At 54.4% G+C, this 15019-nt stretch carries 12 protein-coding genes; 2 read left to right on the top strand and 10 right to left on the bottom strand.

What is annotated here, in order from left to right; translation table 11 throughout:
- Position 1: 1 nt before the first annotated feature.
- The 7 genes from ACT3UM_RS19465 to ACT3UM_RS19435 form a co-directional block, all read right to left on the bottom strand.
- Complete coding sequence (locus tag ACT3UM_RS19465) at positions 2-1204, bottom strand: thiamine pyrophosphate-dependent dehydrogenase E1 component subunit alpha (RefSeq protein WP_498901598.1); 1203 nt, start codon at positions 1202-1204, stop codon at positions 2-4.
- A gap of 182 nt (positions 1205-1386) precedes the next feature.
- Positions 1387-2172: an ABC transporter permease gene (locus ACT3UM_RS19460; RefSeq protein ID WP_498901596.1), complete on the bottom strand. Its 786-nt coding sequence runs from the start codon at positions 2170-2172 to the stop codon at positions 1387-1389.
- Positions 2153-3115 (bottom strand): ABC transporter ATP-binding protein, encoded by a 963-nt coding sequence (locus tag ACT3UM_RS19455; RefSeq protein WP_498901593.1) that lies wholly within the window; start codon positions 3113-3115, stop codon positions 2153-2155. The genes ACT3UM_RS19460 and ACT3UM_RS19455 overlap by 20 nt, the downstream gene beginning before the upstream one ends.
- Entirely contained in the window at positions 3112-4311 is a 1200-nt protein-coding gene (locus ACT3UM_RS19450) for an ABC transporter permease (protein ID WP_498901591.1), read from the bottom strand. The genes ACT3UM_RS19455 and ACT3UM_RS19450 overlap by 4 nt, the downstream gene beginning before the upstream one ends.
- Positions 4312-4330: 19 nt before the next feature.
- Complete coding sequence (gene osmF / locus ACT3UM_RS19445) at positions 4331-5248, bottom strand: glycine betaine ABC transporter substrate-binding protein OsmF (protein WP_498901589.1); 918 nt, start codon at positions 5246-5248, stop codon at positions 4331-4333.
- 201 nt (positions 5249-5449) lie between these two features.
- Positions 5450-6853 carry a cysteine--tRNA ligase gene (cysS, locus tag ACT3UM_RS19440; RefSeq protein WP_498901587.1) on the bottom strand — a complete coding sequence of 468 codons (1404 nt, stop codon included), beginning with the start codon at positions 6851-6853 and terminating at the stop codon, positions 5450-5452.
- A 26-nt stretch (positions 6854-6879) separates the two neighbouring features.
- Positions 6880-8559 (bottom strand): glutamine--tRNA ligase/YqeY domain fusion protein, encoded by a 1680-nt coding sequence (locus ACT3UM_RS19435; RefSeq protein ID WP_498901692.1) that lies wholly within the window; start codon positions 8557-8559, stop codon positions 6880-6882.
- A 181-nt stretch (positions 8560-8740) separates the two neighbouring features.
- On the opposite strand from ACT3UM_RS19435, the gene ACT3UM_RS19430 reads away from it, so the two are divergent.
- Both ACT3UM_RS19430 and ACT3UM_RS19425 read left to right on the top strand, forming a co-directional pair.
- The gene (locus tag ACT3UM_RS19430; RefSeq protein ID WP_498901585.1) at positions 8741-9241 is read left to right on the top strand and encodes a peptidylprolyl isomerase; all 501 of its coding nucleotides are present in this window, start codon (positions 8741-8743) and stop codon (positions 9239-9241) included.
- 13 nt (positions 9242-9254) lie between these two features.
- Positions 9255-10028 (top strand): UDP-2,3-diacylglucosamine diphosphatase, encoded by a 774-nt coding sequence (locus ACT3UM_RS19425; RefSeq protein WP_498901583.1) that lies wholly within the window; start codon positions 9255-9257, stop codon positions 10026-10028.
- 95 nt (positions 10029-10123) lie between these two features.
- On the opposite strand, the gene ACT3UM_RS19420 is transcribed toward ACT3UM_RS19425, so the two are convergent.
- The 3 genes from ACT3UM_RS19420 to lon all read right to left on the bottom strand — a co-directional run bounded on the left by ACT3UM_RS19420 (position 10124) and on the right by lon (position 14948).
- A complete protein-coding gene (locus ACT3UM_RS19420; RefSeq protein WP_498901581.1) occupies positions 10124-11944 on the bottom strand; it encodes a SurA N-terminal domain-containing protein in 1821 nt (606 codons plus the stop codon).
- Positions 11945-12070: 126 nt separating this feature from the next.
- On the bottom strand, positions 12071-12343 hold the full coding sequence (locus ACT3UM_RS19415; protein ID WP_035579518.1) for a non-specific DNA-binding protein Hbs: 273 nt from the start codon (positions 12341-12343) through the stop codon (positions 12071-12073).
- 193 nt (positions 12344-12536) lie between these two features.
- Positions 12537-14948 (bottom strand): endopeptidase La, encoded by a 2412-nt coding sequence (lon, locus tag ACT3UM_RS19410; RefSeq protein WP_498901579.1) that lies wholly within the window; start codon positions 14946-14948, stop codon positions 12537-12539.
- Between the last annotated feature and the right edge of the window lie 71 nt (positions 14949-15019).

The raw sequence follows: 15019 nt of genomic DNA, 5'->3' as shown, positions 1-15019 counted from the left end.
GTTACGCCTCCCCCTGGGTATCAGTGTCGGTACCTACATCCAAGTCCAACGACTTTGCCCCACGGGGGTAAGCCTCAGGATAGCGGCGAATATGCTGTTTTAACTGATCGAATTGGCGCTGCAACGCTGGGGTTATATCCGCGTACACATCGCTTATCAGGCTCTCAAGCGGCGGGGATGAACGCTTTTCTGCACGCTTCATGGTTTCCAGCACTTCACGACGCAGGGTTTCCTGCTGGGAAGCCTCTTCTTCCTCACTCCACCACTGTTTCTTCAATAGCCACTTTTGTAGCCGCAGCAACGGATCTTTGGCGCGCCACACCTCCTCTTCATCTTTCGAGCGATAGCCAGAAGGGTCATCGGAAGAGGAGTGTGCGGCAAGGCGATAGCTCATGGCCTCAATCAATACCGGCTGATTTTGCTCAACGGCGATCTTGCGTGCCTGCCGAGTTGCTTCGTAAACAGCCAGCACGTCGTTGCCATCTACCCGGATCACATGCATGTGGTAACCAAAGGCACGCGGAGCGATACCGTCGGCGGCAAACTGCTCGACGGCAGGCGTGGAAATGGCATAGCCATTGTTACGGCAGAAGAAAATCACCGGCACCTGATGCACCGAGGCCATATTCAGCGCGGCGTGGAAATCACCTTCGGAGGCAGCGCCTTCCCCAAAAAAAGTTAACGTGCAATGACCTTGGCCTGCGAGTTTTTGTCCGTAGGCATAACCCGTCGCTTGGGGAATTTGGGTGGCTAAGGGCGACGAGATGGTCATGTAGTGCAGCTTGCGCGACCCATAGTGAATCGGCATTTGACGGCCTTTGCCGTAGTCCAGCTCGTTGCCGAACAGCTGATTCATAAATTCGTCGATGGAGAAGCCGCGATACATCAAAGCGCCCTGCTCGCGGTACTGCGCCATAATCATATCGGCGTCATTTAGCGCAGCGGTGGCGCCCACTACAGCGGCCTCTTCGCCGGTACACTGCATGTAGAAGCTCAACCGCCCCTGGCGCTGAGCGGCCATCATGCGTTCATCTAGAATACGCGTGGCCAGCATTGCCTGATAGATACGCCGGGCGTGATCACGCTCAAGCGCAGGCTCTTCAGCGCCACTATAGAGCTCACCCTCGGGATTAAGCAGGCTAAAGGTGGGAATCGAGAATTCGTCGCCGGTCATGAAGTCCGGCTGGTGTACGTACTGTGTCATCATTATTGTCCTTGTTTTACCCCTTTTGAGGGCAGTGTTGTTGGTATTGACCGTTTATGCCAGTGGATTTATCTGTCATAAGCCAACGCAACACCAAGCTACTACAACACTTGAGACAGTACCGCAGCACAAGAACTTTAGGGATACAACTTAAGGCGCAGAGAGGCTAATACGTAAATAGATTAAGACGCAGATAGGCGGGAACGTAGTTGACGCTGCAGCAGTTCAAACAGGCTATCGATCGTCAGAGCCAATAGCGCAATGGTCAGCGCCCCCTGAACCACATAAGCCATATTGCCGTTGACGATACCAGAGATAATCGGGTCGCCCAGATTACTGGCGCCTACGGTCGCCCCGAGCGCTGCGGTGGCAATATTAATCGTCACCGAAGTACGGATGCCCGCCAAAATGACCGGTGCTGCCAGCGGCAGTTCGACTTGGCGTAGGATTTGCGCTGGCGTCATGCCCATGGCATGGGCAGCGGTTTTAATATCGCCTTCCACTCCGTGCAGACCGGCAAGGGTATTGCGCACGATAGGCAGTAGCCCGTAGAGCATTAAGGCGACAATAATCGGTAAGGTGCCAAAACCCAGCACGGGTACCGCCAGCGCTAAAACGGCCACCGGCGGAAACGTTTGCCCCAGCGATGCCAGTTGAGCCACCAGCGGTAGAAAATCGCGGCCCCACCTGCGGGTCACCGCGATGCCCGCGGCTACTCCCACGATAATGGTCACGACCGCAGCGATACCGACCACGAAGAGATGACGGCCTAGCAGAACGTAAAACTCGGCGCGGTTGTAAATAACTTGTCGTGCTTCAGGCTCTATCCAGCGAAACAGCGGTTCGGCAGCAGACATGCCCACGACGCTAACCAGCAGTAGCGCACTCCACAGCAGTGGCCATAGCCACTGGGGGGCTTTTTTATCGGGCTGGGCAACGCTTAGGGAGTTACTCACGTGGTTGTCCATTATCCAGTTGAGCCTCCTTGATAATTCTACGCAACGAGAGTTCGCCGACAGGCACATCCTGTTGGTCGACGACGGTCAGCCGGTCGGTATGGTCGCGAAGCATCATGGAGAGCGCCTGACGTAGCGAGAATACCCCAGGGATCCGCGACTGCGCGGGCAAGGTAGGCCCCATGGAGGTCATGTGATCTTTTACCCGGGTTAATGCTGCCTGTTTGAGTCCCCTTTCCAGCCCACCCAACATCGACTCGACAAACGGGTCGGCGGGGTTTTGTAATAGCGCCAGCGGTGAACCTTGCTGCACAATTCGACCTTCACGCATGACCACCAAGTGATCCGCCAGCTTAAGTGCTTCATCCATATCGTGGGTCACGAACAGCACGGTTTTGTGCAGCCGTGACTGTAGCTTGGCCAGCTCATCCTGCAGCTTTTCACGGGTAATAGGATCAAGCGCGCCGAACGGCTCATCCATCAGCAGAATGTCTGGGTCTGCCGCCAGGGCACGCGCAACGCCCACGCGCTGGGCCTGCCCCCCGGAAAGCTGATGGGGATATTTATGCCCAAACTCATCAACCGGTAAACCGAGTAAATGCATTAGCTCCGCAACCCGCGACTGAACGTCGGTTGTTGACCACTTCAATAACCGCGGAACCAGTCCAATGTTGCGCGCAACGTTCCAGTGAGGAAACAGTCCAGTGTGTTGAATCACATAGCCAATTCGACGGCGCAGCTTCACCGGGTCGTAGACGTCAATCGCCTGTCCATCGAGGAGGATGTCGCCTTCGCTGTGCGTAATTAAGCGATTGATCATGCGCAAGGTGGTCGATTTCCCACAGCCCGAGGTGCCTACTAATGCACAAAACTTACCCTTTGGCACCCGTAGTGAAATATCGTCCACCGCAGTTTCATCCCCAAACCGCTTGGATACATGGGACAGCTCAATCATCTCATTCCTCCGGGGCGCAGCGCTTCTGCAAGAGCACCTAAGCTCGCATCCACCACCAGAGCCAGCATTAAAATCGGCAGTGCGCCAAGTAACACCATATCCATGGCGGCCTGGCCTAAGCCTTGAAAAATAAAGGTGCCCAGCCCACCGGCACCAATCAGGGCGGCAACGGCGGTGAGCCCAATAGCTTGAACAGTGGTAATCCGCACCCCTTCCAACAACACCGGTAGCGCCAGCGGTAGCCGCACCTGCCAAAACCGCTGGCCGGCACGCATACCCATTCCTTTTGCAGCTTCCAAGGTATCGGCACTCACTTGCTCTAGCGCCGTGTAAGTATTGCGGACAATGGGCAGCAGGCTGTAAGCGATCAGTGCGATTAAGGCGGGGGTCGTGCCAATACCGCTAACGCCAAGCTGGCCTAACACCGGCACGCTGGCGGCAAGCCAGGCAAGCGGCACCAGCAGTAGTCCGAATAGCGCCAGGCTAGGTATCGTCTGTAGAAAATTGAGTAGCGCAAAAGCACCTTTTTGTAGTCGGGCATAGCGGCGCATTAACATGGCGAGTGCCATCCCGAGCACAATACTGACGCTAACGGCGAGGCTTACCAGCTTAATGTGCTGCACGACGGCGCGTAAAAACTGTTGGTCACGCGCTCTAAACTCTTGAACAAGCGCGAGCGTCTCCAAGCCAAAAGCCGCACATAGCCACCACACCAGCGCGACACCACACAGCAACAGCGTGGGCCATATTCGCGTTAGGTTTAAACGCAAACGTAGTTCTACCAAGCACAGCAGCAGTACGAATAACACTACCCAATACGCCGCGCCTAAGCCTAAACGCGCCTGGGGCAACTCAGGGTCAATCAGTAAGTAGCTGCTCGCCATCAACCCCACCGGCATCAGCGCCATGATGACCACTACCGCCGCAAGTAGCGCCCGGTAGTGACGATGGCTCGGTTGCCAGGCGAGAATACCGATGCAAGAGAGCAGCAGGGTCACCAATAGCGCGCCGGGCCAACCAAAGGCTTCCAGTGCGCCATGCCCCGTCCCCAACACAATCCGGTTGGGGGCCATGCTAACCACGTCAAACGTCCAGAATGAGGCCAGCATGAGAAAGCTAAGGCTAACGAGCACAATGTTAGGGTGCCGCCCCTCCCAACGAAGCCGCGGGGTAGGCAGTGCATCCATTAACGACATTAATTAGTTATCCCTAGCATTAATTATTAAGCGTATCGAGGTAGTCGCTGGCCACTTGAGATGGCGACAGGCCGTTTACGGCGACATCGGCATTGAGCGTTTGCAGGGTGACCAAATCGAGAGTGGTAAACACCTCATTGAGCAGCGCTTCAATTTCTGGGTACGTTTCCAGTACGCTTTCACGCACCACGGGAGCTGGCTGATACACCGGCTGCACGCCCTTCGTGTCTTCCAGCACGACCAAACCCAGCGCACTTAAGCCACCGTCTGTGCCATAGGTCATGGCGCCATTAACGCCGCTGGTCTGCTGAGCGGCGGCCCGCATGGTGGCAGCGGTATTACCACCGGAGAGCACCAACAGTTGATCGTCGCTGAGCTCAAAACCGTAGGCTTCCTGGAACGCGGGCAGTGCTTGAGCAGACTCAACAAATTCAGCGCTTGCGGCAAATTTAAACTCACCGCCATCGGCTAAATAAGCTGCAAGGTCGTCCAGGCTTACCAGCTCGTTTTCAGCGGCAACATCTTCCCGGATGCTCATTGCCCAGGTGTTATTAGCGCTGGCGGGCTGCAGCCATATCAAGCCTTGCTGCGCATCACGCTCGCGTACTGTTTCATAAGCCTGATCGGCATTATTCCATACCGGACTATCGGCCATATCGAAAAAGAACGCCCCATTACCCGTGTATTCTGGGTAAAGGTCAATTTCACCAGCTTCTAAAGCCGTGCGCACGACGCTGGTGCCACCCAGCTGTAAACGGTTTTCAGTAGCAATATCGTGGCGTTCCAGGGTTTGAATAATCAGTTCGCCCAATACCGACCCTTCCGTGTCGATTTTGGATGACACGACGACAGGCTCATTGGCGCTGGCCTGGGAAAGGGAAAGGGAAATAGCAGAGACGGCACAGGCAGCAATTAAAGCATTAGCTGAAAAGCGCATTTTGAGTTCCTTTTACGTTGGTATTGGCGTCTGAGGCTCTTATTCAGTATAAGAGCCTTCAGCTTGTCAGCATAAGAGCCTTCAGCTTGTCAGCATAAGAGCCTTCAGCTTGTCGGCATAAGAGCCTTCAGCGTTTCAGGATAAAAGCCTCCAACGTTTAAGTTAGCGCATAAGCTACCAACGAGTGATTAAGGTTCCTTATTAAGGCGCTTCAAACACCCAAGACGTGCCCTCACGGGAATCCTTGAGCATGATGCCCATCGCAGCAAGTTCATCGCGGATCGCGTCCGCCTGGGCGAAGTCTTTATTGGCTTTAGCCGCTATACGCTGAGCAATTTTGGCTTCGACCTCGCTCTCACTTAGCGGCATCCCCTGCTGCTGGGTGCCTTTTAGGAACGTTTGCGGCGCTTGCTGGAGAAGCCCCAAAACAGACCCTAGCTGCTTTAACTCACCCGCAAGCTTGGCGGCATCATCAGGCTGCTCTTGCTTGGCGCGATTAACCTCCCGTGCCAATTCAAACATCACCGCCAGGGCTTCAGGGGTATTGAAGTCATCGTCCATTACCTGGGTAAAGCGCTCACGGTACGCTGACGCATGATCGCTTGCGCCACCCTTTGCCTCGTCCAGTTCAAGACCTTCCAGCGCCGTATACAAACGCGTAAGCGATTTACGCGCCTCGCTCAGTGAATCGACCGAGTAGTTGATGGGGCTACGGTAGTGACTGGCCACCAGCAGAAAACGCACCACTTCGGGGTCGTGCTCGGCCAGCACATCGCGGATGGTGAAAAAGTTGCCCAATGACTTGGACATCTTCTCCTGATTCACCCGCACGGCGCCTGCATGCATCCAGGTGTTGACGTAGGTTTTACCCGTGGCGGCCTCTGATTGAGCGATCTCATTTTCATGGTGCGGAAAGGTTAAATCCGGCCCACCGCCATGAATATCAAAGGTATCACCTAAGCAGCAAGTTGACATTGCCGAGCACTCAATATGCCAACCTGGGCGGCCGTTACCCCAGGGAGACGGCCAGTGCGCCTCCCCTGGTTTAGCGGCTTTCCAGAGCACAAAATCGAGCGGGTCTTCTTTATGAACATCCACATCAACCCGGCTGCCTGCGCGCATATCGTCGAGCTGGCGATTATTGAGCTTGCCGTAATCGGCAAATTTACGTACCCGATAGTAGACGTCACCGTTATCTGCCGCGTAAGCAAAGCCTTTCTCAATCAACGTTTCAATCATCGCCACAATATCGTCGATATGGCCGGTGGCGCGGGGCTCATGACTGGGCGGCAAAACAAACAAGCGTTGTTCGTCTTCGTGCATGGCGTCAATCATGCGCTCAGTCAGCGCCGTAATACTTTCGCCATTCTCGTCGGCGCGCTTGAGTATCTTGTCGTCAATATCGGTGATGTTGCGCACGTAGTTAACGTCATAGCCACGTTCACGCAAGTAGCGGGTAATAACGTCAAAGGCGACCATGACACGGGCGTGCCCCAGGTGGCAGTAGTCATACACCGTCATGCCGCAGACATACATGCTCACTTTACCCGCTTCCAGCGGGGTGAAAGGTTCTTTGCGGCGCGTCAGCGTATTGTAAATATGCATATGGCTATCCATGTTGTTTCTGGGCATTAGCCCTTCTGCTTGATTTTCGCCCAGCTGTCTTTTAAGCCTACGGTACGGTTAAACACCAAATGCTCTGGTGTGGTGTCATGGCGATCCGCACAGAAGTAGCCGACGCGCTCAAACTGGAAGCGTGACTCGGGGGTCGCTTCGGCAAGGCTAGGCTCACCAATTGCCTGGCAAACGACCAAAGACTCCGGATTCAGATGCTCCAGAAAATCGACGTCTTTATCGCGGTCGGGCTGTTCAACGGTGAACAGGTTGTCGTAAAGACGCACTTCCATCGGCACGCCGTGGCTAGCGCTAACCCAGTGAATAACGCCCTTCACCTTACGTCCTTCGGGATTTTTACCCAGCGTATCGAAGTCGACCGAGCAGTGCAGTTCGCTGATCTCACCGGCGGCGTCTTTGATCACCTCGTCACAGCGAATCACGTAGCTATTGCGCAGGCGTACTTCCTTGCCCGGCGCCAGGCGGAAGAATTTTTTGGGCGCATCTTCCATAAAGTCGTCTTGATCGATATACAGCTCGCGGCTAAACGGCACTTTGCGCATGGTCATATCGTCTCGGGCGGGGTGGCCCGCCACTTCGTACACCTCTTCGTGGTCTTCCGGCACGTTGGTGAGCACGACTTTTAACGGTTTTAACACACACATGGCGCGGGGCGCGTTGTCTTCCAGATCCGAGCGAATAGCGTGGGTCAGCATGGCGATATCCACTAAGCCACCGTCGGCGCGGGTGACACCAATCATCTCGCAGAATTTACGAATCGACGCTGGCGTGTAGCCACGGCGACGCATGCCCGAGATCGTTGGCATACGCGGATCATCCCAACCATCCACGATTTGCTCATCCACCAGCAACTTCAGTTTGCGCTTGGAGGTCAGGGTATAATCAAGATTCAGCCGCGCGAACTCAATCTGGCGCGGTTTCGCAGGTACCGGCAGATTATTTAAAAACCACTCGTACAGCGGGCGGTGATCTTCAAACTCCAGGGTGCAGATCGAGTGGGTAATGCCCTCAATGGCGTCTGATTGTCCGTGGGTAAAGTCGTAAGAGGGGTAAATTTTCCACTTATCACCGGTTTGGTGATGGGTGGCGTGGCGAATGCGATAAATAATGGGGTCGCGTAGATTGATATTGGGTGACGCCATATCAATCTTGGCCCGCACGACTTTCTCGCTCTCGCCAAACTCACCTTTACTCATACGCTCAAGCAGATCAAGGTTTTCATCGACGCTGCGCTCGCGGTAGGGACTGGGTTTACCCGGTGCCGTTAGGGTGCCGCGATACTCACGAATTTCATCCGGCGATAGGTCGTCGACATAGGCTTTGCCTTCACGCATTAAGTGCTGCGCCCAGGCGTAGAGCTGGTCGAAGTAGTCAGAGGCAAAGCGCACTGGGCCTGCCCACTCAAAGCCTAGCCAGCTGACGTCCTCTTTGATCGCATCGATGTAGGCCTGTTCTTCTTTGGCCGGGTTGGTGTCGTCAAAGCGTAGATGACACTCGCCACCCAGTTGCTTCGCCAACCCGAAATTTAGACAGATAGACTTCGCATGGCCGATATGCAGAAAGCCATTGGGCTCCGGGGGGAAGCGCGTCACAATTTTAGTGACCTGGCCGCCCTCGATTTCGTCGCGTACTTGGTTGCGAATGAAGTTCGGCGCTGGGGTGGTCTCGTTGGTCATGATGGTGTTGATAACCTCGTGGTGGATGGCGTACTGAGCCGTGAAGACATGCTGTGAAAACATGCTGTGAAAACATAGGATACGCCTATGGCCCTTCGCGGTGCAGGTCAAAACCGCTATTATAACGTGACGCCGATGCACAGCGCCAAGGCGAACGCCTTTATTGAACAGGAATTTATCTATGATCGTATTACAGACCAACCATGGTGACATCACCATCGCCCTTAACCACGAAAAAGCGCCGATTAGCGCAGCGAATTTTGAGCAGTATGTTCGCGACGGATTCTACGACGGCACCCTGTTTCACCGCGTCATCGATGGTTTTATGGTTCAAGGCGGTGGTTTCGACAAAGACTTCGAGCAAAAGCCGACCCGAGACCCTATCGACAACGAAGCTGACAATGGCTTGAAAAACACCATTGGCACGCTGGCAATGGCTCGCACCCAAGACCCACACTCGGCGACTGCCCAGTTTTTTATCAATGTGGGCGATAATAGTTTTCTTGATCACAGCGGTAAAAGCCTGCAAGGCTGGGGCTATGCGGTCTTTGGCGAAGTCGTCGACGGCATGGATGTGGTCAACGAGATTAAAAACGTAGCGACGACCCGCCGCGGCATGCACGCCGACGTGCCCGCTGAAGATGTCATTATCGAGCGCGCGTACGTCAAAGACGCAGAATAACGCCGGGAGCCTTATGCGCACACTGCTTGTTGCCGATCTTCATCTGAGTGGCGATACCCCCGAGATCAACCAGGGGTTTTACCGCTACTTAGAGCACACCGCTCCAGGAGCCGACGCGCTGTATATTCTTGGTGATCTTTTTGATGCCTGGATTGGCGATGATCTACTCGACGCCAATACGCACCCACTTTGCGGTGTTGCCCAAGAGGTTATCAAGCATTTACGCAAGCTTAGCAGCGATGGCACCGCTGTGTATTTAATGCACGGCAACCGTGATTTTCTGCTCGGCGAGCGCTTTATCAATGCCTGTCAGGCGTTTCTACTACCGGATATTGAGGAAGTGGAAATTCAGGGCGTACCGATGGTGCTGTTACACGGCGACAGCCTGTGTACTCGGGATGAAGCCTATATGGCTTTTCGCCAGCAGTCGCGCAACCCTGAATGGCAGGCACAAATGCTTGCGCTACCTTTGGAGCAGCGCGTAGCGCTTGCCCAGAGTTTGCGCACGCAATCGGGTGAAGCCAATGCCAATAAGGCTGAGGCGATCATGGATGTCACTCACCAGGAGGTCATCCATGTCATGGAGCGCCACGGTGTGAGCACCATGATTCATGGCCACACCCACCGCCCCCATGTCCATGACTTGACGGTAGAAGATGTGCCGGCCAAACGCTATGTACTAGGCGACTGGGATGCTCAGCACGGCTGGGATATTATTATCGAGCGCAGCGACCACACGGCGCCACGTCTGCGTCAGTTTTCTTTAACGCAACTGCCTGACGCCTAAGCTCGCCTTAAGCATTAACCCTTTAAGCATTAAAAAGCCGATCGTGAGATCGGCTTTTTTGTCTTGCTGTTTTCAACTCGGACTTAAGCGAGATCCTACCGCTGTATATCCGCATCGCTGCGCAGGTCATCAATTAATCCCTGCAGCACCGATTGAGCACGCAACTGCTCGGCCATTTGGGCAACAAACGCCTCCATCTGTTCATCGACCTCACCCTCTCTGACGCTATCCAGAGCCACCACAGCAACACCTTGCGGGAGTTCAACCGTGCGGTAGACGCTCTCGCCCTCTTCGGGGCGCGCCATGCGGAAGGCTTCCTGAACAATCAACTGAGGCACAGAGGTGTCAGCTTGACGGCTTACGTTATTGGCTTCGAGCCAATCAACATCCAGCTGCTGGTCTTCTCGCAGGTTGGCGACCAGCGCCTGCGCCTCTTCACGCAGCGCTTGTTGCTGCTGCTCGGCGGCTACCGATACTTCAACCTCTTCACGTACTTCATCAAGCGGCAGCAATGTCGAATCGCGCTGTTCGGCAACTCGAAGCACCAAGCGACGATCCTGATCCAACTCGATCACTTCGCTGTTGTAACCCTCTTCAAGCACATCGCTGCTAAACGCCGCCGACATTACACCCGGCTCAGATAACACGCCTTCAGCCTCATCATCACGGGCGAGCCAGTCGCTCTTCTGCAGGGTCAGATCAAGATCATCGGCAACGCTCTGCAAGTCATCGGCAGCGAAGCTCTCATCGATTAATTGCTGAACCCGCTGATTAAACTCATCATCTACATCACGTAGTGCGACTTCACGCGCCAATTCATCGCGCTGCTCTTCAAAGGTGGGCCCCTGAATATCCGTCACTTGGATGATATGGAAAGCGCTATCCAGCTCAACCGGCTGGGAAACATCGCCCTCTTCAAGGCCAAAGGCTGCTTCATCAAAGCTGTCGCCAAAGAAGCCACGGCTGATCACACCCAGATCACCACCCTCTTCTGCGCTGGCGGTATCATCAGAGTAGCGAACGGCTGTATCGGCAAACGATTCACCGTTGTCCAATGCCTCTCGGGCGGTCTCGGCTAACTGCTGCGCTTCATCCCGGCTGCGCTCATCACCAAAGGTGATCATGATATGGGATACACGGCGATCGGCATCACGGTTTTGCTCACGCCATGCGTCACGCAGTGTCTCTTCGTCTACGTCACGCCCCTCCGCCATGGCTTGGCGGTCAATTAACACATATTCAAGGCGCACCTGTTCAGGACGCTCATAGCGCTCCTGGTGGGCATCATAATAAGCCTGGAGATCGTCCTCGCTAACATCGACATCAGCCTCGACATCGTCGCTATCCAGGATCAGGTAGCGAAAGCTACGTTGCTGGCGCTGTAGCTCGGCAAGGCGCTCTTGTTCGTTCGGCAGGCTAAAATCGCTGAAGGCTAAGCCTTGCTGTAAATGCTGCCGCTGAATATCGACACGTAACTCTTCACGGAAGGCAACCGGCGTATAGCCTGCACTGGCGAGGCGATTGCGGAATACCTCGGCGGAGAAGCGGCCATCTTGGTCGTGAAACTCCGGCAGGCTGACAATTAACTGATCTAATTGCTGTTCAGAAACGGCAAAACCACCCTCCTCAGCATACTGGGATAGCAGCTGCTGGGTGATCAACTGATCGAGCATATCGCGGCGCAGAGCGCGCTCTTGCTCTGGCGGTACTTGACCGGAACGCAGCGCACGCTGAACCTCAAGCTCAAGCTGCTGGCGCATAATCGGCTGACCGTTAACACTCGCTACTTCGTTTGGATCATCGCCAAAAAGCCCAAACAGTGACTCAATCCCGAAAAGTGCCATGGCCGCGACCATAACACCGATAATAATTTTGGCACCCCAGCTCCTGGAGCCATCTCGAATACTTTGCAGCATGCTAGCCTCAGATAGTCACAGCCAAACAGATCGGCCCGCTAACCCCTAATAAATAGTGGGTTAGAAAATAACATGGGCGCATCGCCAATGCGATGCGCCCATTAGGTTACAGCAAACGCGGTCAAATTAGTTGACGGCGTCTTTCAGCGCTTTACCTGCTTTGAAGCTGGGTACTTTGGCAGCACTGATCTGAATTGGCTCACCCGTTTGTGGGTTGCGGCCAGTACGAGCAGCACGCTCTTTGATCGCGAAGGTACCAAAACCTACCAGAGATACGCTTTCGCCCTTCTTAAGGCTATCGGTGACAGACTCCACCATGGCATCCAATGCGCGGGTTGCCGCTGCTTTGGGAATATCTGCAGACGCGGCAATGGCTTCAATCAGCTCGGACTTATTCACTCTTCACCCCTTGACTGTTTCAAAAAATGGCTCTGAACGGCATGGTCACCGATGGGTACGACGATCAAAGCATAGCTGCGTTTTATAGCAATGCCTTGAAACATCTGTCAAGCAACCATACTGCGAGATACCCGCCACAAAAGCGGCGGGCAAATATTAAGTAAAATTAAAGACCAGCGAGGACTTTAACAGCTTAATGGGTACTAGCAACAACGGTATTACTAAACGATGCTTCGGTGCTTTTCAATGGCGCACCGTCTTCTACCTTATCAGCTAGCGCTACGGCTAAGACATCATCTATCCAGCGTACCGGACGAATATCCAATGCACCTTTGATATTGTCAGGTACTTCCTTGAGATCACGACGGTTTTCTTCAGGAATTAGCACTGTCTTTATACCACCGCGGCGAGCTGCCAGCAATTTCTCCTTCAACCCGCCGATCGGCAACACTTCTCCGCGCAGATTGACTTCACCGGTCATTGCCACATCACAGCGTACCGCACGCTGGGTGTAAGCGGAAACGATCGCCGTCACCATGGCAATACCCGCGCTGGGGCCATCTTTCGGCGTTGCCCCTTCCGGCACGTGAATATGCAGGTCCTCTTTTTCAAACCGCTCGGGGTCAATGCCATAAGCTTTAGCCCTGGCGCGCACCACCGTGTGGGCGGCACTCACTGACTCTTTCATCACATCGCCCAGCGATCCGGTCTTGTTGATCCGCCCTTTACCCGGCGTCACCACTGACTCGATGTTGAGCAGTTCACCCCCCACCGATGTCCAGGCAAGCCCTGTTACTCGGCCGATCTGGTCGTCCTGTTCCGCTAAGCCATAACTGTAGCGGCGCACGCCCGCGTAGTGCTCAATTTGCTCAGCCGTTAAGCTCTGCCCCGCTTGGGCGGCTTGCGGGTCGCGCTCTTTCTCAAGCCGTTCACGCAACACCTTGCGCGATACTTTGGCAATCTGCCGCTCCAGCTCGCGCACACCCGCTTCGCGGGTATAGTAGCGAATAAGCTCTAAAAGCGCGCTGTCTTCCAGCGTTAACTCATCGCCTTTTAAACCGTTCGCTGCTAGTTGCTTGGGCAATAAGTAGCGCTTAGCGATAGCCAACTTCTCATCTTCGGTGTAACCCGGCAGACGAATAATCTCCATACGGTCAAGCAAGGCGCTGGGAATATTCATCGAGTTAGCGGTACAGATGAACAGCGTCTCGGAGAGATCGTAGTCAAGCTCAAGGTAGTGATCACTGAAGCTGTTGTTCTGCTCGGGATCGAGCACTTCGAGCAGTGCAGACGCCGGGTCACCGCGGTGATCCATGCCTAGCTTGTCGACCTCATCCAACAGGAACAACGGATTTTTAACCCCAGCTCGACTCATCCGCTGCATCAATTTACCTGGCAACGAGCCAATATAGGTACGCCGATGACCACGGATTTCCGACTCATCACGAACACCACCCAGCGCCAAACGCACATATTTACGGTTGGTGGCACGGGCGATGGACTGGCCAAGCGACGTTTTGCCCACCCCAGGCGGCCCAACGAGACATAGCACTGGGCCTTTCATCTTGCGCACGCGCTTCTGCACGGCAAGATATTCCAGGATGCGCGCTTTAACCTCTTCCAGCCCGTAATGATCTTCATCCAGCACCTGCTGCGCTTTGACAAGATCGTGTTTGACGCGGGTACGCTTTTTCCACGGGACGGCGACTAACCAATCCAGGTAAGAGCGCACCACGGTTGCTTCGGCGGAGTTTGAGGCCATCATTTTGAGCTTATTGAGCTCTTGCGTGGCTTTCTCAGACGCCTCCTTCGGCATACCGGACTCTTTAATCGCCAGCTCGTACTTCTCGGCCTCATTGGGCACATTATCCAGCTCACCCATCTCTTTCTGGATGGCTTTCATTTGCTCGTTGAGATAGTACTCGCGCTGAGTCTTCTCCATCTGCTCTTTAACCCGCGAGCGGATGCGCTTCTCTACCTGAAGCAGGTCGATTTCTGACTCAATCAGCGCCATCAGGTGCTCAATACGATCACGCACGCGATCCATCTCAAGCAGCTCTTGTTTGTCGCCAATCTTAAGCGACAGATGGGCACAAATGGTGTCCACCAAACGGCTTGGATCTTCAATCCCCGACAACGAATTAAGCACTTCGTTAGGGACTTTTTTGGAGAGCTTAACGTACTGCTCGAACTGGTTGAGTAGCACACGAACCAGCGCTTCCTGCTCACGGCTGGTCAGCGGCTCACTCTCCCGGGGCGTTAAATGGGCTTGAGTGTAGCCTGCGGCGTTCTCTTCCACATTTAGAACATCCGCCCGGAAATTGCCCTCAATAAGGACTTTGACCGTACCATCAGGCAACTTAAGTAGTTGCATGATATCGGCCACGGTGCCCATTGCGTAAAGATCCGCGTTGTCAGGCTCATCTTGAGACGCTTCACGCTGAGCCACCAGTAGCACACGCTTATCAGCCTCCATCGCCGCTTCGAGCGCCTGGATAGACTTTTCACGACCTACAAAAAGGGGGATGACCATTTGCGGATAAACAACTACATCACGCAATGGTAACAGGGGTAGACATTGTGTCTGTTCGGCGTTCTGCTGCATCGCAGACGTTCCTCGACAAATCGGATGAGTACTTAAAGGAGTACTTGGAAAAGTACTGCACACTTTTCAAA

This window comes from Halomonas sp. AOP13-D3-9 (assembly GCF_052379125.1).
In the GTDB taxonomy this organism is placed as follows: Bacteria; Pseudomonadota; Gammaproteobacteria; order Pseudomonadales; family Halomonadaceae; genus Vreelandella.
The sequence above is the reverse complement of the archived record's forward strand: the minus strand, read 5'-3'. Positions and strand labels throughout refer to the sequence as shown.